Below are 19,692 nucleotides of genomic sequence, written 5' to 3' on the forward strand. Positions count from 1 at the left end.
GCCTCAATTCCCGAACGGCTGGATGCCGTGTTCTTCATGCGTCATCGTGATGACGCCCTTGTCGTCGGCGATGCGGTCGACCAGCAGGTACTTGACGCCGTCGCGCTCGAGCAGCTCACCATCGACCGTGACCTCATGCGTCGCCAGCTTCGCCACGCGCGGATTTGCGGCGCTGTCCTCGTCGTCGCCGATCTTCAGGATCAGGTAGAGATTGCCGCCGGCGTCGCGGATCGCGACCGGAATGCCGCCGAGTGCGCACCAGATGGCGCATTGATGATGCGCCGTGCCTTTGGCGAACATCAGCCCGCTGATCGTGCACCAGCTGTCGCTGATCTCGCCGGTGACGGTGACGCGCTGGCCGCCCTGCTGGGCGCGTGCGGGCACCGCGAAGGCGAATAGCGCTACAAAAGCTGCGGATAAGAACGCCGAGCGCAGGGCTTGAGACAAGATTGTCATCTTTGCACGCGATCCCGGAATCCGGCCGGCATTTCCTCGCTTGCGCGATGCTTTGCCAGCACGATTGCCCCTAGCCTCACCGCCGCCGACACCATAGAAGATGCCTCGCAAACGGACCAGAGCAGGCATGAACGACATCGACACCCTTCGCGATTCACTTGTCGGTGAGATCGAGGCGGCCGGAGACGAGGCGGCGCTCGAGCAGCTGCGCATCGCGGCGCTCGGCAAGTCCGGCTCGGTCTCGGGGCTGCTGAAGACGCTCGGCACGATGACGCCGGACGAGCGCAAGGAGCAGGGCCCCCGCATCAACGGCCTGCGCGACACCGTCCAGCAGGCGCTCGCCGCTCGCAAGGATGCGCTCGGCGAAGTCGCGCTGGAAGCCAGGCTCGCCGCCGAGCGGCTCGACATCTCGCTGCCGGTGCGCGAGGGCCCGGAGGCGCGCGGGCGCATCCACCCGATCAGCCAGGTGATTGACGAGATCACCGCGATCTTCGGCGACATGGGCTTCTCGATCGCCGAAGGCCCGGACGTCGAGACCGACGATCTCAACTTCACCAAGCTCAACTTCCCGGTCGGCCATCCGGCCCGGGAGATGCACGACACCTTCTTCTTCGCGCCGGATTCCAATGGCGAGCGCAAGCTCCTGCGCACCCACACCTCGCCGGTCCAGGTCCGCACCATGCTGTCGCAGGAGCCGCCGATCCGGGTGATCTGCCCCGGCCGGACCTACCGGATGGATTCCGACCAGACCCACACGCCGATGTTCCATCAGGTCGAGGGCCTCGTCATCGACAAGAAGACCCATTTCGGCCACATGAAATGGGTGCTGGAGGAGTTCTGCAAGGCGTTCTTCGAGGTCGAAGGCGTCAAGATGCGCTTCCGGCCGTCCTTCTTCCCGTTCACCGAGCCCTCGGCCGAGGTCGACATCCAGTGCTCGCGCAAGGACGGAGAGATCCGCTTCGGCGAGGGCGACGACTGGCTCGAGATCCTCGGCTGCGGCATGGTCCACCCGAATGTGCTGAGGAATTGCGGGCTCGATCCCGACGTCTACCAGGGCTTCGCCTGGGGCATGGGCATCGATCGTATCGCCATGCTGAAATACGGCATGCCGGACCTGCGGCCCTTCTTCGAGGCCGATATCCGCTGGCTGTCGCATTACGGCTTCCGCCCGCTCGACCTGCCGACGCTGACCGGCGGGCTGACCTCGTAACCTGACCGGGAGGGGAGACGCATGAACGGCGCGCAGTGGGCTGGCCTGATCGCGGCGCTGATGGTCGCCGCCAATCTGCTGTGCCTGGCGATCGCCTTCGTGCGCCTGCGCCGGAAGCAGACGCCGTCGCGTCTCCAGAAGCTCGCTCCGCCGGTGACGGTCGTTCGCCCGGTGCGCGGCATCGAGACCTTCAGCCGGGAGACGCTGACCTCCGGGCTCGAGCTCGACTATCCGGTCTATGAAACGATCTTCTGCGTCGCCGACGGCCATGATCCGATCGTGCCACTGATCGAGGAGCTGATCGCGACCTATGGCGCGGACCGCGTGCGCTTGATCGTCGGAGACGTCGCCGTCAGCGCCAATCCCAAGCTCAACAACTGCGTCAAGGGCTGGGAGGCGGCGCGCCACGACTGGGTGGTCCTCGCCGATTCCAACGTGCTGATGCCGAAGGACTATATCCAGCGGCTGATGCAATCCTGGCGCGACGACACCGGCCTGGTCTGCTCGACGCCCGCCGGCTCGCGGCCGGGCTGCTTCGGTGCCGAGGTCGAGTGCGCCTTCCTCAATACCTTCCAGGCGCGCTGGCAATATGCCGGCGAGGCACTCGGTTTCGGCTTCGCCCAGGGCAAGTCGATGCTCTGGAACAAGCCCTTCCTCGATGCCAATGGCGGCATCGCCGCGCTCGCTGCCGAGATCGCCGAGGATGCCGCGGCGACCAAGCTGGTTCGCAAGGCCAGAAAGCACGTCCATCTCGTCGGCCAGCCCTTCGAGCAGCCGCTCGGGGCGCGCAGCCTGCGCGACGTCGTCCAGCGCCAGTTTCGTTGGGCGCGGCTGCGCCGCGTCACCTTCCTGCCCTTCTTCGCGCCGGAGATCCTGGTCGGGCCGCTGGTGCCGGCATTGCTTGCCGCTTACGCCGCCCCCGCTTTCGGGTTCGCAGCCTGGCAGGCCGTGCTTGCGGTGTTCGCTGTCTGGTATGCCGGTGAGCTCGTGCTGGCGAAGGGCGTCGGCTGGTTCGTCAACTGGCGCACGCCGGCGGCCTATCTGGTGCGCGATCTCGTCTTTCCCGGCATCTGGGCCTATGCCTTCGTCGCCCGCGAAGTCAGCTGGCGCGGCAACGATATGAAGATCAAGACGGACGGCGAGGACGAGCTGAATAAAGCCGCCCCGGCATTGTCGGCAGCCAATATGCGTAGCGACGGAACACCATGAAGTTCACACTCTCCTGGCTCAAAGAGCATCTCGACACCACGGATTCGCTCGACGCCATCACCGAGGCGCTGACCCGCATCGGCCTTGAGGTCGAGGCGATCGAGGACAAGGCCAAGGCGCTGTCAGCCTTCACCATCGCCTATGTCATCGAGGCGAAGCAGCACCCGAATGCCGACCGCCTGCGCGTCTGCATGGTCGACACTGGCTCGGGCGAGCCGGTCCAGGTCGTTTGCGGCGCGCCCAATGCCCGCACCGGCATGAAGGGCGTCTTCTCGCCGCCCGGCACCTATATCCCCGGCAAGGACATCACGCTCGGCAAGGGCGTGATCCGCGGCGTCGAGTCGAACGGCATGCTGGTTTCCGAGGCCGAGCTGCAACTCTCCGAGGACCATGACGGCATCATCGATCTGCCTGAGGATGCGCCGGTCGGCCAGCCCTATGCGACCTATGTCGGCCTCGACGATGCGGTGATCGAGATCGCGGTGACCCCGAACCGGGCCGATGCGCTTGGTGTTTCCGGCATCGCCCGCGATCTCGCTGCCGCCGGTCTCGGCACGGTCAAGACACCGCCGGTCCAGCCAGTGCGCGGCGCCTTCCCGTGCCCGGTCGATCTCAAGCTCGATTTCGCCGAGGAGGACCGCAACCTCTGCCAGGTCTTCGCGCTCAGGCTGGTCCGCGGCGTCAAGAACGGTCCGTCGCCGGAGTGGTTGCAGGCGCGCCTGCGCGCCATCGGCCTTCGCCCGATCAACGCGCTGGTCGACATCACCAACTTCATGACCTTCGACCGCAACCGGCCGCTGCACGTTTTCGACGCGGCCAAGGTCAAGGGCGATCTCGTCGTCCGGCGCGCCAAGGAAGGCGAGGAGGTGCTGGCGCTCGACGGCAGGACCTATGCGCTGACCGACGAGATGGTCGTGATCACCGACGACAATGGCGTCGAGTCGATCGCCGGCGTGATGGGCGGTGAGCATTCCGGCTGCGACGAGACCACCACCGACGTGCTGGTCGAGAGCGCGCTCTGGAACACGCTCAACATCGCCCGCACCGGCCGCGCCCTCGGCATCAACTCCGACGCGCGCTACCGCAACGAGCGCGGCATCGATCCGGACTTCACCCGGCCCGGTCTCGACATGGCGACGCAAATGATCATGACGCTCTGCGGCGGCGAGCCGTCCGAGGTCGTCTTCGCCGGCGATTTGCCCGACAGCCTGCGCGCCATCGATTTCCCCTGGTCCGAGGTCAAGCGCCTGACCGGGCTCGACCTGCCGCAAGTCGAGATGAAGCTGGCGCTGACCTCGCTCGGCTTCCACGTTTCCGGGGCTGGCGAGCGCGTCAAGGTCGCGCCGCCGTCCTGGCGTGCCGATGTCGAGGGCAAGGCCGATCTCGTCGAGGAGATCCTGCGCATCGCCGGGCTCGACCGCGTCGCTCCGGCGCCGCTGCCGCGCATCAAGGGCGAGGTCATCAAGCCGGTGCTGACCGTGCTGCAGAAGCGCACGCGCCAGGCCAAGCGCCTGCTTGCCAGCCGCGGCCTGGTCGAGGCCGTGACCTGGTCCTTCATCTCGCATGATGCTGCCAAGCTCTTCGGCGGCGGTTCGCGCAAGCTCGTGCTCGCCAACCCGATCGCGGCCGATCTCTCCGATATGCGCCCCTCGCTGCTGCCGGGGCTGATCCGCTCGGCGCAGGCCAATGCCGATCGCGGCTTCGGCGATGTCGCGCTGTTCGAGGTCGGCCAGATCTTCCAGAGCGACGAGCCGGAAGGCCAGCTCATCGCCGCTGCCGGCCTGCGCCGCGGCACGGCCCGGCTCGAGGGTGCCGGACGCCATTGGGACGGCGCGGCCAAGCCGGTCGACGCCTTCGATGCCAAGGCTGACGTGTTCGGCCTGCTCTCCGGGCTCGGTGTTCCGGTCGGTGGCCTGCAGATCGTCGCGGGTGGTCCGGCCTGGGCCCATCCCGGCCGCTCGGCCACGCTGCAATTCGGCCCCAAGGGTGTGATCGGCGCTTTCGGCGAGATCCATCCACGCGTGCTCAAGGCCCTCGACGTCAAGGGCCCGCTGGTCGCCTTCGAGATCCATCTCGATGCATTGCCGCTGCCCAAGTACAAGCCGACCAAGGTCAAGCCGAAGCTCGCGCTCTCCGACTTCCAGCCGGTGACGCGCGACTTCGCCTTCATCGTCGACAAGGCGGTGGCGGCCGGCGAGATGGCCAAGAGCGCCCAGAATGCCGATCGCGCGCTGGTCTCCGATGTCGGGGTGTTCGATCTCTACGAGGGCACGGGCGTCGAAGCCGGCAAGAAGTCGGTCGCGCTGGCGGTGACGCTGCAACCGACGCAGAAGACGCTGACCGACACCGAGATCGAGGCCGTTGCGGCCAAGATCGTCGCGGAGATGGCCAAGCGCTACAGTGCCGTGCTGCGCGGGTAGTATCAGGTCGCAGCGGTGAGGCTCAGATCTGGTTCAGCATCAGCGGCAGCCAGATGTCGTTTCCCGGTTGTTCATCCGACGGTCCCCAACGGTAGTGACCGTCGGCGCGGTAGGTGAAAACATCGCCGGAAACGCGATAGACGAGCCACTGCTCGTCTTCGCTGTCGTCATAGGGCGAAGTCTCCAGCAATCCCCCGAGATCGAATGTGAAAGTCGACCTGCCCTGAAGCGGCTCGACATTCACCGCCAGAAGGCGCTGGCCGTCCAGTTCGGCGGCCGCCGCTGCGATGTCAGCATCGGCAGAATCGGAATGGGCAATCTCCACGCCATTCGCAAGGCACCGCCAGTTGCAGCAGTAGATCCAGAGATGCCACTCCCCGCGTGGCATGACCCTTCGCCGAGCCAATGACGCCCTTGCTTCAGGACTTGCGTCTGCGCTGGCTTTGACTGGTTCTCTGATCTGGAGTGAGGGGTTCCCAAACTCAAAGGTCAGCATGGAGCCTTGCCCTTTCTGAACGCTCCATGCGGGTAGTCCGATAAGGGGCGCGAAGAGACGCTTGACCGGGTCGTTTTCGTTCAATCCAGTGGGAGACATGGTCGCTCGCTGTAGCTCCGCCCGGGAATGATGGCTGCGCGGCTTTTGCCGCGCCACCGTTATTGATCAGGATTATGAAATAATCGGCGCAAGAAATCGTTTGAAAATCCGGGTATCGGCTTTGATTGTTGCAATCCGAGAGGCCTGATGTCGCTGACCGAGCTCCCTGTCGCGGACGATCTCTTTCCCGGCTTCCGGTTGCTCGATGTCGCGACGACGGGCGCGCGCATCCGCGTGCGGACGGGCGGCAAGGGGCCGCCGCTGCTCCTGCTGCACGGTTATCCGCAGACCCACATCATGTGGCGGCGGATCGCTCCGCAGCTGGCGCAGCACTTCACCCTGGTCTGCCCGGACCTTCGCGGCTACGGCGATTCCGAAAAGCCGCCGAGCGCGGCCGATCATGCGCCCTACGCCAAGCGCACCATGGCGCAGGACATGGCCGAGGTCATGAGAGCGCTCGGACACGATCGCTTCTTCGTCGGCTCGCATGATCGCGGCGCCCGCGTCGCGCACCGGCTGGCGCTGGACCACAGCGAGCGGGTTCTCAAGCTGGCGACGCTCGACATCGCGCCGACGCGCGAGATGTATCGCCACACCACCGATGCCTTCGCCCGCGCTTATTGGCACTGGTTCTTCCTGATCCAGCCGGCACCGATGCCGGAGCGCATGATCGGCGCCGATCCGGAGTTCTACTGGACGAGCCGGCGCGCCTCGGACATGCGGCTGTTCGAGCCTGCGGCGCTGGGCGAATATCTTCGCTGCTTTCGCGACCCGGCGATGATCCATGCCAGCTGCGAAGACTATCGCGCCGCGGCGACGATCGACATCGCCCATGACGATGCCGACGGTGGCAAGAAGGTCGAATGCCCGATGCTGGCGCTGTGGGGCGATCGCGGCGCCGTCGGAAAATGCTTCGATGTGCTGGCGCTCTGGCGCGAGCGCGCGGAAAACGTCCAAGGCCGGGCCCTGCCGGGCGGGCATTATCTGGCGGAGGAGATCCCCGATCTCGTCGCCGCCGAATTCTCGGCCTTTTTCGGAGAAGACATATGAGCCGCACCAACCGCGTCTACCGCATCGCCGCCATTGCCGGTGACGGCATTGGCAAGGAGGTCATGCCCGAGGGGCTGCGCGTGCTCGAGGCGGCCTCGAAGAAATACGGCTTCGAGCTCCAGCTCGACGAGTTCGATTTCTCCTCCTGCGACTACTACGCCAAGCACGGCAAGATGCTGCCAGACGACTGGAAGGAGAAGATCGGCGGCCATGACGCGATCTATTTCGGCGCCGTCGGCATGCCGGCGCAGGTGCCGGACCATATCTCGCTCTGGGGCTCGTTGCTGCTGTTCCGACGCGAGTTCGACCAGTACGTCAACCTGCGCCCCGTGCGGCTGATGCCGGGCGTGCCCGGCCCGCTCGTCGGCCGCAAGCCGGGCGACATCGACTTCTTCGTCGTGCGCGAGAACACCGAGGGCGAGTACTCCTCGGTTGGCGGGCGCATGTATGGCGGCACCGAGCGCGAGATCGTCATCCAGGAGACGATCATGAGCCGCGTCGGCGTCGACCGCGTGCTGAAATACGCGTTCGAACTGGCGCAGCGCCGGCCGCGCAAGAAGCTGACCTCGGCGACCAAGTCGAACGGCATCTCGATCACCATGCCGTACTGGGATGAGCGCGTGAAGGAGATGGCCAAGAGCTATCCCGACGTCGCCGTCGACCAGTACCATATCGACATCCTGACCGCGCATTTCGTACTTAATCCGGATCGTTTCGACGTCGTCGTCGCTTCCAACCTCTTCGGTGACATCCTCTCCGATCTCGGCCCGGCCTGTACCGGCACGATCGGCATCGCGCCGTCCGGCAACATAAACCCGACCGGTGATCATCCCTCGCTGTTCGAGCCGGTGCATGGCTCGGCGCCGGATATCGCCGGGCAGGGCATCGCCAATCCCGTCGGCCAGATCTGGTCGGGCGCGATGATGCTCGATCATCTCGGCGAGCATGAAGCGGCCAAGGCGATCGAGGCGGCGATCGAGCGCGCGCTCGGCGACGCCCGCACCCGCACGCGCGATCTCGGCGGTAGCCTAAATACTGAGGCTGCCGGCAAGGCGATCGAGCAGGCGCTGGGTTGACGACAAGGCCGGCGCTGACCACAAGCAGTGGTCGGCGCCGAAAAAGACGTAAGACTTAAGGAGGGGGGATAAGGTGCCCGATCTGACATTCTCACTGCTCGACCCGGCGCTCTGGGGCAAACTCTTCGAGATCATCGCGCTCAACATCGTCTTGTCGGGAGACAATGCGGTGGTGATCGCGCTCGCCTGCCGGGCGCTCGCGCCCGAGCAGCGCGCCAAGGGCATTGCGCTGGGCGCCGGCGTGGCGGTGTTGCTGCGCGTCGTCTTCACCGTGCTGATCGCCTCGCTCCTCAACATGCCGTTCCTGCACATCGTCGGCGCGCTGCTGCTCGTCTGGATCGCGGTCAAGCTGATCATCGAGGACGGCGAGGGCGACGAGAATGCGGTCGCTGCCAGCAGCAAGCTCTGGAAGGCGGTGCAGACGGTGGCGATCGCCGACATCGTCATGAGCCTCGACAATGTGCTCGCCATCGCCGCTGTCGCCAAGGACTCGATCCCGCTGCTGGTCGGCGGCCTGATCATCTCGATCCCGCTGATCGTGCTCGGCGCCTCGCTGATCACCTCGCTCCTGACCCGTTTCCCGATCCTGGTCTGGGCCGGCGCCGGCCTGCTCGGCTGGGTCGCGGGCGAGATGTTCGAAACCGATCCCTGGCTGATCGGCAAGCTCGGCGAGACGTTGGCCCACCAGCTCGAATACCCCGCTGCCATCCTTGGGGCCCTGCTCGTGCTCGGCCTTGGCTACTTCCTCAAGCATCGCCGGCCAGATCCGGCCCTCTGACACAGGGACTGACCGACCTATGGACTTTTCATCTTCGACATTCTGGGTGTCGTTGCTCCAGATCATCTGGATCGACCTCCTTCTCTCCGGTGACAATGCGGTCGTCATCGCGCTCGCCTGCCGCTCATTGCCCGAAAACCGGCGCAAGCTCGGCATCTGGCTCGGCGCCGGCGCTGCCGTGGGCCTGCGAATCATCTTCGCGCTGGTCGTCAGCTATCTGCTGGCGGTGCCTTTTCTCAAGGTCGTTGGTGGCGTCCTGCTGTTCTGGATCGCGATCAAGCTCGCCATGGGCGAGGAGGAGGCTCATAGCGAGATCGAGGCCAGCGACAATCTTTGGCGCGCCGTCCGCACCATCGCCATCGCCGATGCGGTGATGAGTCTCGACAACGTCGTCGCCATCGCGGCCGCCTCGCGCGGCCACGCCGAGCTCTTCATCTTCGGCCTGCTGCTGACGATCCCGCTGATCATCATGGGCGCCCAGCTCCTGACCAAGATCATCGAACGCTACCCGATTATCGTCTGGCTCGGCGCGGCCCTGCTCGGCTGGATCGCGGCGGAAATGATCCTCGGCGATGCGGCCGTGCTGCGCTGGCTGATGACGGTGGTCCCGAGCTGGGTCGTCACCGTGCCGCTCGACGTCAATCCGGTCGGGCTTGCGCCTGCGAACCTGCCGCATTACGCGGCGGCCGCACTCGGCGCGATCGTCGTCGTCGTCGTCGCCTATGCTCTGAAGAAGAAGCCGGTCGATCAGCCGGGCTAGAGCCTACCTCAATCGAGCGTGATGAACGCGGCGGCCATGGTTTCATGGCCGCCGTTTTTCGTGAGCCGGATGAAGCCGCTGGCGTGGCGCCCATCCCGCTTATCCACGACGGTGAAGCGTTCGGTCCCGTCGAGCTGTACGGCGACGCTCTCTGGCGCCCGTGCGAAACCGGTACCGAGCGCTTTCACATAGGCCTCCTTGGCACTCCAGAGCTGGGCGAAGGCCAGCGGCCGGGCAGGGGCGGGCAGGCTCTCGAACCAGCTTCGTTCGTCGGGGTGCAGCACGGCGAGCGGCGGTTCGCCTGCGAGTGCAACCTGCTCGACGTCGACGCCGACCGGCTGATGCGCCAGGGCAACCGCGACAAGGCCTGAGCGTGTCGCGAGCGACAGGTGCAGCCCAGCACCGTGCGGGGCGACGATCAGCGGCCGCCCCGTAGGCTCATGCCCGATCTCGACAGCATCCTCTGCTAGACTGAACTGGCGGGCCAGTACTTTGCGTGCGAGCGAGCGGCGCAACTCCGCGCGCTCCGGCAGGTTTGCGGGCTGCTCTTGCGTCGCGATCAGCCAGACGGCTGGCAGGGCAGGGGCAGTATCGTCGGCGGAGGAGAGCCAGTGCATGCGGCGTTCTAGTGCACCGCGCCCTGCGGCGGAAGGAGACGGCCCTGGCCCGCCCTGCGCCGCGTTCATGGAGGCCCGGAGCTTGCAGGGCGTTGACGTAAGCTAGCGAAACCGGTTCGAGGGACTATGTCTTCCGATCTGAAACCCGAGCCATCGGCCGCGACTCAGCTCACCCTTGCCGGCATGCGGCTCGGGATCCGCCGCGTTGCCGTGCTGATGCCGGGCATCGTCGTCTTCTCGGTGGCCTTCGGCGCTGCCGCCTCGGCCAAGGGCCTCAGCCTGTTCGAGGCCGTGCTGATGAGTGCACTGGTCTATGCCGGCGTCTCCCAACTCGTCGCCATGGAGCTCTGGCGGCCGGAGTGGAGCTGGGGAGCGATCGCGGGCCTTGCCGTCGTCACCGCGACAGTGAATGCGCGCATGGTGCTGCAGGGCGCCTCGCTCCAGCCCTGGTTCGTGCGCCATCCCAGGCTGGTCAATGCGGCGCACCTCTTCTTCTTCACCGACGCCAACTGGCTGATCGGCACGCGCTATCATGGCGAAGGCGGGCGCGATCTCGGCGTGCTGATCGGCGCAGGCCTCATGCTCTGGCTGGTCTGGGTGGCGGCGACCGTGCCGGGCTATCTGCTCGGAGCGCTGGTTTCCGATCCGCGCCAGTACGGCATCGATCTCGTCATGCCGATCTTCTTCGCGGCGATGATCGTACCGCTCTGGCGCGGCAAGCGTGCGGCGCTGCCCTGGATCATTGCCGGCGTCGTCGCACTAATCACTGTGCGCCTCGTCGACGGCTATGCCTTCATCATCATAGGGGCGCTGTCCGGCGCCGTGGCAGGGGCTTTCCTCGATGACCCTGCCTGAACCCGGAAGCTGGGGACCCTATCTCGCCATCGTCGCCATGGCGCTGGCGACCTATCTTTGCCGCATCTCCGGCGTCGTGCTGATGGGCTTCATTCCGCTGACGCCGCGGGTGCGGCGCGGGCTTGCGGCCTTGCCGGGTTCGATTGTGGTCGCGACCGTGCTGCCGCTGATCGAGCGCCTCGGCCTCGCCGCCGGCCTGGCTCTGCTGGCCGCAATCGCGAGCATGGCGATCCGGCGCAGCGAATTGCTGGCGCTGCTCGTCGGCATGGGCGTGGTTTCGCTGATGCGTGCTGCCGGTTTCTGACACCCGGGCGCGACGGCGCCTGATGCCTTGATCCATCACCGGCTACGATCGCATCCATCACATCAAACACTCGCCGGCATGTTGACGCGGCCCTGCCTGCGGCGGACGGTGCCGGCTCTCGCTTTTAGCTGACCGATCGGAGCGCATGATGGCCTGGTATTCGCAGACATGGACCTGGTTCGATGGCGAGTGGCGCGAGGGTAACCCCGGCATCATGGGGCCGCGTACCCACGCCGCCTGGCAGGCCTCCCAGGTCTTCGACGGCGCCCGTTATTTCGACGGCGTCTCGCCCGATCTCGATCGGCATGCCGCCCGCGTGAACCGGTCCGCCGCGGCGATGGGCCTGAAGGCGACGGTGTCGGCCGAGGAGATCGTCGCCAAGGCTGCCGAAGGCGTGAAGAAGTTCGGCAATGGCACCGCGCTCTACATCAAGCCGATGTACTGGGCCGAGGCCGACGGCCCCTCTACGATCATCGGCGATCCCGAGTCGACCCAGTTCGCGCTCTGCCTGTTCGAGGCGCCGATGGGCGATCCCGGCACCGGCTTCTCGGTGACCAAGGGCGCCTTTCGTCGCCCGACCTTCGAGACGATGCCGACCGACGCCAAGGCCGGCTGCCTCTATCCCAACAACGCCCGCATACTGCGCGAGGCGAAGGGCAGGGGCTTCGACAACGCGCTCGTGCTCGACATGCTCGGCAATGTCGCCGAGACCGGCACCTCCAATGTCTTCCTTGCCAAGGACGGCGTGGTGAAGACGCCGGCCGTCAACGGCACCTTCCTCAATGGCATTACCCGCCAGCGCACCATCGGCCTGCTTCGCCAGGCCGGCGTCGCGGTCGAGGAGACGACGCTGGGCTACGCCGATTTCGAGCGGGCCGACGAAATCTTCTCCTCCGGCAACTACTCGAAGGTCATGCCGATCTCGCGCATCGACGACCGGCAGCTCCAGCCCGGTCCGATGTTCCGCAAGGCGCGCGAGCTCTACATGGACTTCGCGCACAGCAAGGGCGCCTGAGGCCAGATGGCCCGGCTCGCCACCCGCCTGACCGAGCGCCTCGGGATCGAGCATCCGATCCTGTCGGCGCCGATGGCTTTGGCGGGTGGCGGCGCGCTCGCCGCCGCTGTGACCCGGGCCGGCGGGCTCGGCCTGATCGGCGGCGGCTATGGCGATGCCGACTGGCTGCGCACGCAATATGCCGCCGCCGGGAATACCCGCACCGGCTGCGGCTTCATCACCTGGTCGCTGGCGAAGCAGCCGCATCTGCTGGGCGAGGTGCTGGCTCATCGGCCGGCGGCGCTGATGCTCTCCTTCGGCGATCCCACGCCCTTCGCGGCCGAGATCGCTGCGGCCGGCGTGCCGCTGATCTGCCAGTGCCAGAATCTCGGTCATGTCCGGACGGCGCTCGAGGCCGGAGCGGCGATCATCGTCGCGCAGGGCGCCGAGGCAGGCGGGCATGGTCACAATCGCGGCACGCTTCCCCTCGTGCCGGAGGTGGCCGACCTGCTGGCGCGCGAGAGCCCGGAGACCCTGCTGCTCGCTGCCGGTGGCATTGCCGATGGCCGCGGCCTTGCTGCGGCGCTGATGCTCGGTGCGGATGGCGTCCTGGTCGGCACGCGTTTGTGGGCGAGCCTCGAGGCGCTGGTCCATCCGAACCATCATGCCGTTGCTGTAGCTGCCACTGGTGACCAGACGGTGCGCTCGCCGCTTCCCGATATCGCCCGCCGGCTCGACTGGCCGCGGCCCTTCGACATCCGCGTCAGCGACAATGCCTTCATCGCCAAATGGCGCGGCCGTGATGCCGATTTGCGCGCTGCGATCGAGGAGGAGGCGCCGGCCTATCGCGAGGCCTTCATGGCCGGCGACCCTGACAAGGCGGCGGTGGTCTTCGGCGAGGCGGCAGGCTTGATCTCGGACATCCCCTCAGCCGGCGAGATCGTCGCGCGCGTGGTCGAGGAGGCAGCCGGCCAATTGAAGGCCGGCGCCAGACTGATCGCGGGCTGAACTAGCGCAGCAACCGCCAGAGCCCGGCCGATCTGAGCCCTCCGAGCGCGACCGCGCCGTAGATGCAGGCAGCGACAAAGCTCAGTATGGCGAGCGCGATCAGCCGCGGCTCGTAAGGGAACGAGATCAGTACGCCGTAGAGCGGCTCGGCTAGCAGCCGGGCGACCAGCGCGGCGAAACCGGCGGCGACGCCGACGATCACGATCAGCAAGGACAGGCCGCGATCGGGATTGGTCCAGCCGCGCTTCAACGCCAGCACATAGAGCGCACCGAGATTGATCCAGGCGCCGACCGCGGTGGCCAAGGCGAGGCCGGGCGCGCCATGGCTCTTCCAGAGCAGCAGCTTCAACCCGACATTGGCGGCGATGGCGGCGAGCGAGACCAGCATCGGCGTGGTCGTGTCGCCGCGCGCCTGAAAGCTCGAGACCTGGGCACGGATCAGCAGGGTCGCGGGCAGGCCGATCGCATAGGCGAAGAGCACGGCGCCTGCAGCCTGCGTCGCCGCTTCGTCGAAGCGTCCGCGTTCGAACAGCGCTCCGACGATCAGCTCCGGAAAGGCGAGGAAGGCGGCGGCGAAGGGCGCTGCCGCAACCAGGGTCAGCGCAATCGCCCGGTTCTGCGCGGCCTCTGCCCTGGCCTCGTTACCGGAGGCGATCGCGCGGCTCATCGTCGGCAGCAGCACGGTCCCGACGCCGATCGCGATCACGCCAAGAGGCAGCTGATAGAGGCGCTCGGCATAATACAGCGCAGAATAAGCGCCCGCCGGCAGGAGCGAAGCGATGATCGTGTCGGCGAAGAGCGCGATCTGCACGCCGGCCGAGCCGATCACGGCCGGGCCGAACGCCTTGAGGAAGCCTTTGACCTCGCCGTCGAGGCGAGGTCGGGTCAATGCAGCCGAGACGCCCACCCGACGCGCCGAGATCCAGAGCAGCAGCCATTCGAGCACGCCGGCGACGGCGACGCCCCAGGCGGCGGCATGGGCTGCGCTCGGAAACAGGAAGGCGGTGAAGAGCGCCCCGATCAGGCAGATGTTCAAAAGGATCGGCGCGCCGGCTGCCGCGGCAAAGCGGTCGGCAGCATTGAGATTGGCCGAGAGCAGCGTCACCAAGGTGACGAAAAGCAGATAGGGGAAGGTGATCCGCGTCAGCGTGACCGCGAGATCGAAGCGGGCGGGATCGTTGACGAAGCCAGGCGCCAGCAGCCGCACCAGCTCCGGCATGAAGGGGATGGCGAGCGCCAGCAAGACGAGCTGGACGCTCAGGTTGAGCGAAAAGACACGGTTCGAGAACTGAGCCGCGGCAGCTTCGCCCGACTGCTCGCGGATGCGGCTATAGGCCGGGATATAGGCCTGGTTGAAAGCGCCCTCGCCGAAGACGGCGCGGAAATGATTGGGCAGGCGCAAGGCGACCGAGAAGGCGTCCATCAGCCCGCTGGCGCCGAGCGTAGCCGCAAGCACGATGTCGCGGAGGAAGCCGGACAGCCGCGAGAGCAGCGTGAAGCCGCTGACGGAGAGGATCTTTCTCAGCATCGCGCCACTCGGGGCCGCCGGGATCGGCAGGCCGGACTGAACCTAGCCGCATAGCTGCGTCGCGCGAGATGGTCCAGCACGGGGCTCGCTGTTGTCCCTACATCGACGGCGGCAGGGCGTCGCCGTGCGGAGGCGCGCTGTCGTGTTTGGCAAAGCCGATGCGCTCGCCGACCAGATAGAGCGGCCGGCGCTTCACCTCTGCAAAGATGCGCCCGACATATTCGCCAATCATTCCGAGCGAGATCAGCTGGATGCCGGAGAAGAACATGATCGAGACGATCAGCGAGGGGAAGCCGGGCAGGTCGGTACCGAAGAGCAGCGTCCGGACCATGAAATACAGGCCGGTCAGGGTAGCCACGATCGCGATCAGGACGCCGAGCCAGGTCGCGATCTTCAGCGGTACGGTCGAGAAGGACGAGATTCCATCGAAGGCGAAGCTGAACAGCTTGCGGAAGCGGAACTTGCTCTCGCCATGGGCGCGGTCGGCGACCTCGAAGGGCACTCCCGTCGCCGGGAAGCCGACCCAGGCATAGAGGCCCTTCGAGAAGCGGGCCCGCTCCGGCAGCGCGCGCAGCGCCTCGACCACACGCCGGTCGAGCAGGCGGAAGTCGCCGGCTCCTTCCGGCAATTCGGTCTCGCCGAAGCTGGCGAACAGCTTGTAGAACGCCTTGGCGAAATTGCGCTTCAGCCGGCCCTCGCCGGCGCGGTCGGTGCGCTGGCCATAGACGTTGAGGAAGCCCTCGCGCCATTTCGCCAGGAAGGTCGGGATCACCTCCGGCGGGTGCTGCAGATCGGCGTCCATGATCACCACGGCGTCGCCATTGGCATGATCGAGCCCGGCGGCGATCGCGACCTCCTTGCCGAAATTGCGGCTGAAGGAGATGGCGTTGATCCGGCTGTCCTGCGTGTGCAGGGCGCGCAGCGCGGCGAGAGTCCCGTCGCGGCTGCCGTCGTCGACGCAGACGATTTCCCAGGAGGCAACATGGGCATCGAGAATCGGCTTCAGCCGAGCGATCAGCGGCTCGAGATTGGTGGCCTCGTTGTAGACCGGCACGATAATCGAGAGCTCCGGCCGCGGGGCGGGCGACGCTGTTCCGGCGGAGGCAGAAGTAGGCGCAATCGCGGACGACACTTTCGGGGCCTTCATTGCTCGGCTAGGGCTGACATTATGTGGCTGGTCACAGGCTCCATACACCAGCGCTGATGAATAGGGGGTAACAGCCGGCATGACCCGCAGCTTCGTGCTCTGCGCCGACGATTTCGCCATGACCGAGGGCGTCAGCTGTTCGATCCTCGAGCTCCTCGCGGCGGGCAAGCTCTCGGCCACGGGGGCGATGACCAACCGGCCGCATTGGCCGGGCTTCGCAACTGAGCTTGCAGCTTTCTCCGGGCGGGCCGATCTCGGGCTTCACCTCAACCTGACCTGCGCGGCGCCGCTTGCGGCGATGCCGACCGTGGCGCCATCGGGCCATCTGCCGAAGCTCCGGGAGCTCGCGCCGTTGGCGCTGCGCTCAGGCGCTGCACGCGACGAGATCGCCCGTGAGATCGGCCGCCAGCTCGACGCCTTCGAGCAGCATCTCGGCAAGGCGCCGGATTTCGTCGATGGCCACCAGCATGTCCATGTCCTGCCCGGCATCCGCGGGGCAGTGCTCGATGCGCTTGCTCGGCGCTATCCCGCCGGCTCGGTCTATCTGCGCGACCCCTCCGATTCCATCGCGGCGATCCGTTCGCGCGGCGTCGCCATCGGCAAGGCGCTGACCGTCGCCGGGCTCGCGACCGGCTTGCGCGGGGCTGCGGCGCAGCGTGGCATCCCGACCAATCGCGGCTTCTCGGGCTTCTCGCCCTTCGATGCGGGGCGCGACTTCGCCGCCGACCTCACAGCCTTTCTCATGAACCCCGGTCCGGCGCATCTGGTGATGTGCCATCCCGGCCATGTCGATGATGAGCTCGTCGCGCTCGATCCGGTCGTTGCGACGCGGCCTCTGGAGCACGCGGCGCTGATGACCTTTGAACCGCCCCAAGGGCTGCGGATCGGCCGTTTCGAGGCGACCGCGTAGATCCGGGCGCCCTGTCGAGAGGCGTGCAGGTTATGCTTGTACGCAATCGAAAATTTACCCTGATCGCGCATCTTGTCGCGTGGCGATCCGATCTGTCGGGGAGGCGCCAGCGTCTGGAGTTCGCAGGATATGAGCGTGATGACCTGGTTACAGCCGCGGTCGCGGCGATCGCAGGTGGCTGTGCCGCAGATCGGCCAGGTCGAGACGGTGATGCGCTCGCTCAGCAGCCAGATCGCCGGAGCGGCCGTCGCCATCGTTGCTGTCGCCATCGTCTTCGTCGTCATCGCCGCCGCCCGCTACAATGAAACCAAGACACGCGGCGACCTCGAGCAGAAGATGATGTCGCTGACGGCGATGATCGCGCATGCCTCGCCGCCTATGATCCTGGCGCGCGACACCATCACCTTGAGCTACATCCTCGAGTCGCTGAAGCGAGATCCCGACTTCGACGCCGGCTTCGTCGCCGATGACCTCGTCGCGCTCGCCTCGGCTGGCCGCAACGATGACGCACGGCTCTCGTTCACACCGAACAGGCTCGCCAAGTCGATGGGGCGCGAAGCCTGGGACGTCCTCGGCGAGCAGAATACGTTGCGGCTCGAGGACAAGACCTATGTGACGCAACTGCTAACGGTGAAGGTCGGAGGCTTCCAGAAGCAGATCGGCTATGTCGCGCTGCGCTTCGACAAGACCCGGCTGATCGCACGCTCGGCCTGGGAGCAGTTTCTGACGATCGGGATCGGCATCGCCCTGCTCGTCGTCCTCGGGCCACTGCTCTGGATCTCGCTCTCGCGAACCATGCGTCCGCTGAAGAGCATGACCCGCGCCATCGTCAACATTTCCGACGGCAAGCTCGACACGCCGATCGACGCCGTCGGCCGGCAGGACGAGATCGGCGCGATCGCACGCGCGCTTGGCGTGTTGAAATTGCGCCTCGCCGAGCGGGCGAGCTTGCAGGAACAGCAGCTTGCAACGGAAGTGAATCGCGATCGCCACCAGAAGCATACCGAAGAGGCGATCGCGCTGTTCCGCGGTGAGGTCGGCGTCGCGCTCGAAGCCTTCAAGAGCAATGCCGATCGGATGGGCGAAGCGTCCCACGGCCTGGCACGCGTCGCGGCCGAATCCTCGGAGCGCGCTGCCCGCGCCGCCCATAACTCGCAAGGCGCCTCGGCCAATGTCGAGAACGCCGCCCAGGCCGCCGAGGAGATGGGTGCGGCGATTCGCGAGGTCGAATTCCAAATCCGTCGCGTCCGTACCGAGATCGTCGAGGCCGCCTCGGCTTCCCGCGATACTGCGGGCTCCGTCCAGGCGCTGGACGAGACGGCGCGCGCCATCGGCGAGGTCGTCAATCTCATTCGCGACATCGCCGCTCAGACCAACCTCCTCGCGCTCAACGCTACCATCGAGGCGGCGCGCGCCGGCGAAGCCGGGCGCGGTTTCGCCGTCGTTGCTGCCGAGGTGAAGAGCCTCGCATCCCAGACGGCCGCTGCCACTGACCGCATCGTCAGCCAGGTCGGTGCCATCCAGGGAGCGACGACCGAGGTCGTCGACGCGATCCAGAATATCGCCAGCCGTATGGGTGCGATCGAGAGCTTCGCCAATTCTGTCGCGACCTCGATCGAGCAGCAGGCGATCGCCACCGGCGAGATCGCCAGCGGCGTCGCCATGGCGAGCACGTCGGCTCTCTCGGTCTCCAGCGACCTCAGCGTGCTGGCCGACAGTGTCGAGGAGACCGGGCGTTCGGCCGAGCAGGTTCGTGACGCCGCAGGCGAGGTCTCGGCCCAGGCGATGCGGCTCGATTCGACCGTCGACCAGTTCCTCAAGCGCGTTGCCGCCTGAAGGCCGAGCCAAACGAAACGGGGCCCTTGCGGGCCCCGTCTGTATTCATCTCATCGACTGATCCGTCGGGATCAGGCCTTGGCGCCGTCATAGAGCTCGGCGACGTAGTCCCAGTTCACCAGGCTCTCGAGGAAAGCCTTGAGGTAGTCCGGGCGGCGATTGCGGTAGTCGATGTAATAGGAGTGCTCCCAGACGTCGACGCCGAGGATCGGCGTGCCGCCATGGACCAGCGGGCTCTCGCCGTTCGGGGTCTTGCTGATGGCGAGCTTGCCGCCCTTGACCTCGAGCCAGGCCCAGCCGGAGCCGAACTGGCCGACGCCGGCGGCGACGAAGTCTTCCTTGAACTTGTCGACCGAGCCGAAGGAATCGACGATCGCCTTTTCCAGCGCACCCGGCAGCTTGCCGCCGCCATTCGGCTTCATCCACTTCCAGAAGTGGAGGTGGTTGTAGTGCTGGCCGGCATTGTTGAACACGGCCGGGTTCTTACCGTAGGAGCTCTTGACGATCTCCTCGAGCGACTTGCCCTCGAATTCGGTGCCCTTGATCGCGTTGTTGCCGTTGTTGACATAGGCGAGGTGGTGCTTGTCGTGGTGGTACTCCAGCGTCTCCTTCGACATAAAGGGCTGGAGGGCGTCATGCGCATACGGAAGATCGGGCAGGGTAAAGGACATGGGGCCTCTCCTTGGGCTGTCGAAATCGCGACGTGAGAATGGCTGCAATGACGCAACGCATGGGCAATCTATGCCCGGCGGAACACCCCGCCATTCGCCTGTTAGTTAAGCCGCCCGGTCCGCAGCGGCAACCGCCGAGGCCCGAGAATTCCGGCACGGCCGGCCTGCGTCGCACGGGGAGGTGACCCCGAGGCCGTTCGGTTGGCAATAAGGCATGGTATCGATAGGTTAACCGCTGGGGCGGCAAGCTGTTGCAGCTCGCCCAGCC

General features: G+C 66.4%; 19 protein-coding genes. 13 read left to right on the plus strand and 6 right to left on the minus strand.

All coding sequences use genetic code 11. The features are described from left to right. Positions 1 to 3: 3 nt before the first annotated feature. A complete protein-coding gene (locus QO058_RS23390; protein ID WP_284168606.1) occupies positions 4 to 600 on the minus strand; it encodes a hypothetical protein in 597 nt (198 codons plus the stop codon). On the opposite strand from QO058_RS23390, the gene pheS reads away from it, so the two are divergent. Genes pheS through pheT form a run of 3 tightly spaced genes read left to right on the plus strand, consistent with a single transcriptional unit; the run spans position 584 to position 5,295 of the window. Next, entirely contained in the window at positions 584 to 1,666 is a 1,083-nt protein-coding gene (pheS, locus tag QO058_RS23395; protein WP_284168607.1) for a phenylalanine--tRNA ligase subunit alpha, read from the plus strand. The genes QO058_RS23390 and pheS overlap by 17 nt on opposite strands. Before the next feature lie 21 nt (positions 1,667 to 1,687). After that, complete coding sequence (locus tag QO058_RS23400) at positions 1,688 to 2,875, plus strand: glycosyltransferase (protein WP_284168608.1); 1,188 nt, start codon at positions 1,688 to 1,690, stop codon at positions 2,873 to 2,875. Continuing rightward, a complete protein-coding gene (gene pheT, locus QO058_RS23405) occupies positions 2,872 to 5,295 on the plus strand; it encodes a phenylalanine--tRNA ligase subunit beta (protein WP_284168609.1) in 2,424 nt (807 codons plus the stop codon). The genes QO058_RS23400 and pheT overlap by 4 nt, the downstream gene beginning before the upstream one ends. 22 nt (positions 5,296 to 5,317) lie before the next feature. Here pheT and QO058_RS23410 read toward each other — a convergent pair whose 3' ends face one another. Then, a complete protein-coding gene (locus tag QO058_RS23410) occupies positions 5,318 to 5,620 on the minus strand; it encodes a hypothetical protein (RefSeq protein WP_284168610.1) in 303 nt (100 codons plus the stop codon). Between the two features lie 417 nt (positions 5,621 to 6,037). On the opposite strand from QO058_RS23410, the gene QO058_RS23415 reads away from it, so the two are divergent. The 4 genes from QO058_RS23415 (at position 6,038) to QO058_RS23430 (ending at position 9,554) form a co-directional block, all read left to right on the plus strand. After that, positions 6,038 to 6,940 carry an alpha/beta fold hydrolase gene (locus QO058_RS23415; RefSeq protein ID WP_284168611.1) on the plus strand — a complete coding sequence of 301 codons (903 nt, stop codon included), beginning with the start codon at positions 6,038 to 6,040 and terminating at the stop codon, positions 6,938 to 6,940. Next, positions 6,937 to 8,016, plus strand: coding sequence for a tartrate dehydrogenase (locus QO058_RS23420; protein WP_284168612.1), 1,080 nt, complete (start codon positions 6,937 to 6,939; stop codon positions 8,014 to 8,016). Before QO058_RS23415 ends, QO058_RS23420 begins: the two co-directional genes overlap by 4 nt. Before the next feature lie 73 nt (positions 8,017 to 8,089). Beyond that, positions 8,090 to 8,794 (plus strand): TerC family protein, encoded by a 705-nt coding sequence (locus tag QO058_RS23425; RefSeq protein WP_284168613.1) that lies wholly within the window; start codon positions 8,090 to 8,092, stop codon positions 8,792 to 8,794. Between the two features lie 19 nt (positions 8,795 to 8,813). Beyond that, positions 8,814 to 9,554: a TerC family protein gene (locus tag QO058_RS23430; protein ID WP_284168614.1), complete on the plus strand. Its 741-nt coding sequence runs from the start codon at positions 8,814 to 8,816 to the stop codon at positions 9,552 to 9,554. Between the two features lie 8 nt (positions 9,555 to 9,562). Here the strand turns inward: QO058_RS23430 and QO058_RS23435 are convergent, their stop codons facing one another. Continuing rightward, positions 9,563 to 10,171: a 4'-phosphopantetheinyl transferase family protein gene (locus tag QO058_RS23435; RefSeq protein ID WP_284168615.1), complete on the minus strand. Its 609-nt coding sequence runs from the start codon at positions 10,169 to 10,171 to the stop codon at positions 9,563 to 9,565. A 126-nt stretch (positions 10,172 to 10,297) separates the two neighbouring features. Between QO058_RS23435 and QO058_RS23440 the strand changes: the two genes are divergently transcribed. The 4 genes from QO058_RS23440 (at position 10,298) to QO058_RS23455 (ending at position 13,332) form a co-directional block, all read left to right on the plus strand. Further along, a complete protein-coding gene (locus tag QO058_RS23440; protein ID WP_284168616.1) occupies positions 10,298 to 11,026 on the plus strand; it encodes an AzlC family ABC transporter permease in 729 nt (242 codons plus the stop codon). Beyond that, positions 11,013 to 11,330, plus strand: coding sequence for an AzlD family protein (locus QO058_RS23445; protein WP_284168617.1), 318 nt, complete (start codon positions 11,013 to 11,015; stop codon positions 11,328 to 11,330). Before QO058_RS23440 ends, QO058_RS23445 begins: the two co-directional genes overlap by 14 nt. A 148-nt stretch (positions 11,331 to 11,478) precedes the next feature. Further along, positions 11,479 to 12,345: a branched-chain amino acid aminotransferase gene (locus QO058_RS23450; RefSeq protein WP_284168618.1), complete on the plus strand. Its 867-nt coding sequence runs from the start codon at positions 11,479 to 11,481 to the stop codon at positions 12,343 to 12,345. Positions 12,346 to 12,351: 6 nt separating this feature from the next. Further along, complete coding sequence (locus tag QO058_RS23455; RefSeq protein WP_284168619.1) at positions 12,352 to 13,332, plus strand: NAD(P)H-dependent flavin oxidoreductase; 981 nt, start codon at positions 12,352 to 12,354, stop codon at positions 13,330 to 13,332. A 1-nt stretch (position 13,333) separates the two neighbouring features. On the opposite strand, the gene murJ is transcribed toward QO058_RS23455, so the two are convergent. Both murJ and QO058_RS23465 read right to left on the minus strand, forming a co-directional pair. Then, positions 13,334 to 14,860 (minus strand): murein biosynthesis integral membrane protein MurJ, encoded by a 1,527-nt coding sequence (murJ, locus tag QO058_RS23460; RefSeq protein ID WP_284168620.1) that lies wholly within the window; start codon positions 14,858 to 14,860, stop codon positions 13,334 to 13,336. A gap of 97 nt (positions 14,861 to 14,957) precedes the next feature. After that, positions 14,958 to 15,914, minus strand: coding sequence for a glycosyltransferase family 2 protein (locus QO058_RS23465; RefSeq protein WP_465248688.1), 957 nt, complete (start codon positions 15,912 to 15,914; stop codon positions 14,958 to 14,960). A gap of 172 nt (positions 15,915 to 16,086) precedes the next feature. Between QO058_RS23465 and QO058_RS23470 the strand changes: the two genes are divergently transcribed. Further along, on the plus strand, positions 16,087 to 16,917 hold the full coding sequence (locus QO058_RS23470; protein ID WP_284168623.1) for a ChbG/HpnK family deacetylase: 831 nt from the start codon (positions 16,087 to 16,089) through the stop codon (positions 16,915 to 16,917). 174 nt (positions 16,918 to 17,091) lie between these two features. Next, entirely contained in the window at positions 17,092 to 18,753 is a 1,662-nt protein-coding gene (locus QO058_RS23475; protein WP_284168624.1) for a methyl-accepting chemotaxis protein, read from the plus strand. Positions 18,754 to 18,824: 71 nt separating this feature from the next. Here QO058_RS23475 and QO058_RS23480 read toward each other — a convergent pair whose 3' ends face one another. Continuing rightward, positions 18,825 to 19,424: a superoxide dismutase gene (locus QO058_RS23480; protein WP_284168625.1), complete on the minus strand. Its 600-nt coding sequence runs from the start codon at positions 19,422 to 19,424 to the stop codon at positions 18,825 to 18,827. Positions 19,425 to 19,692 lie beyond the last annotated feature (268 nt).

Source organism: Bosea vestrisii (assembly GCF_030144325.1).
Classification (GTDB): Bacteria; Pseudomonadota; Alphaproteobacteria; order Rhizobiales; family Beijerinckiaceae; genus Allobosea; species Allobosea vestrisii_A.

Coding starts and splice junctions, on each gene's coding strand:
- QO058_RS23470 (WP_284168623.1), top strand. CDS start 16,087: ATGACCCGCAGCTTCGTGCTCTGCGCCGACGATTTCGCCATGACCGAG.
- pheS (WP_284168607.1), top strand. CDS start 584: ATGAACGACATCGACACCCTTCGCGATTCACTTGTCGGTGAGATCGAG.
- murJ (WP_284168620.1), bottom strand. CDS start 14,860: ATGCTGAGAAAGATCCTCTCCGTCAGCGGCTTCACGCTGCTCTCGCGG.
- QO058_RS23450 (WP_284168618.1), top strand. CDS start 11,479: ATGGCCTGGTATTCGCAGACATGGACCTGGTTCGATGGCGAGTGGCGC.
- QO058_RS23430 (WP_284168614.1), top strand. CDS start 8,814: ATGGACTTTTCATCTTCGACATTCTGGGTGTCGTTGCTCCAGATCATC.
- QO058_RS23435 (WP_284168615.1), bottom strand. CDS start 10,171: ATGCACTGGCTCTCCTCCGCCGACGATACTGCCCCTGCCCTGCCAGCC.
- QO058_RS23420 (WP_284168612.1), top strand. CDS start 6,937: ATGAGCCGCACCAACCGCGTCTACCGCATCGCCGCCATTGCCGGTGAC.
- QO058_RS23445 (WP_284168617.1), top strand. CDS start 11,013: ATGACCCTGCCTGAACCCGGAAGCTGGGGACCCTATCTCGCCATCGTC.
- QO058_RS23415 (WP_284168611.1), top strand. CDS start 6,038: ATGTCGCTGACCGAGCTCCCTGTCGCGGACGATCTCTTTCCCGGCTTC.
- pheT (WP_284168609.1), top strand. CDS start 2,872: ATGAAGTTCACACTCTCCTGGCTCAAAGAGCATCTCGACACCACGGAT.
- QO058_RS23440 (WP_284168616.1), top strand. CDS start 10,298: ATGTCTTCCGATCTGAAACCCGAGCCATCGGCCGCGACTCAGCTCACC.
- QO058_RS23480 (WP_284168625.1), bottom strand. CDS start 19,424: ATGTCCTTTACCCTGCCCGATCTTCCGTATGCGCATGACGCCCTCCAG.
- QO058_RS23400 (WP_284168608.1), top strand. CDS start 1,688: ATGAACGGCGCGCAGTGGGCTGGCCTGATCGCGGCGCTGATGGTCGCC.
- QO058_RS23455 (WP_284168619.1), top strand. CDS start 12,352: ATGGCCCGGCTCGCCACCCGCCTGACCGAGCGCCTCGGGATCGAGCAT.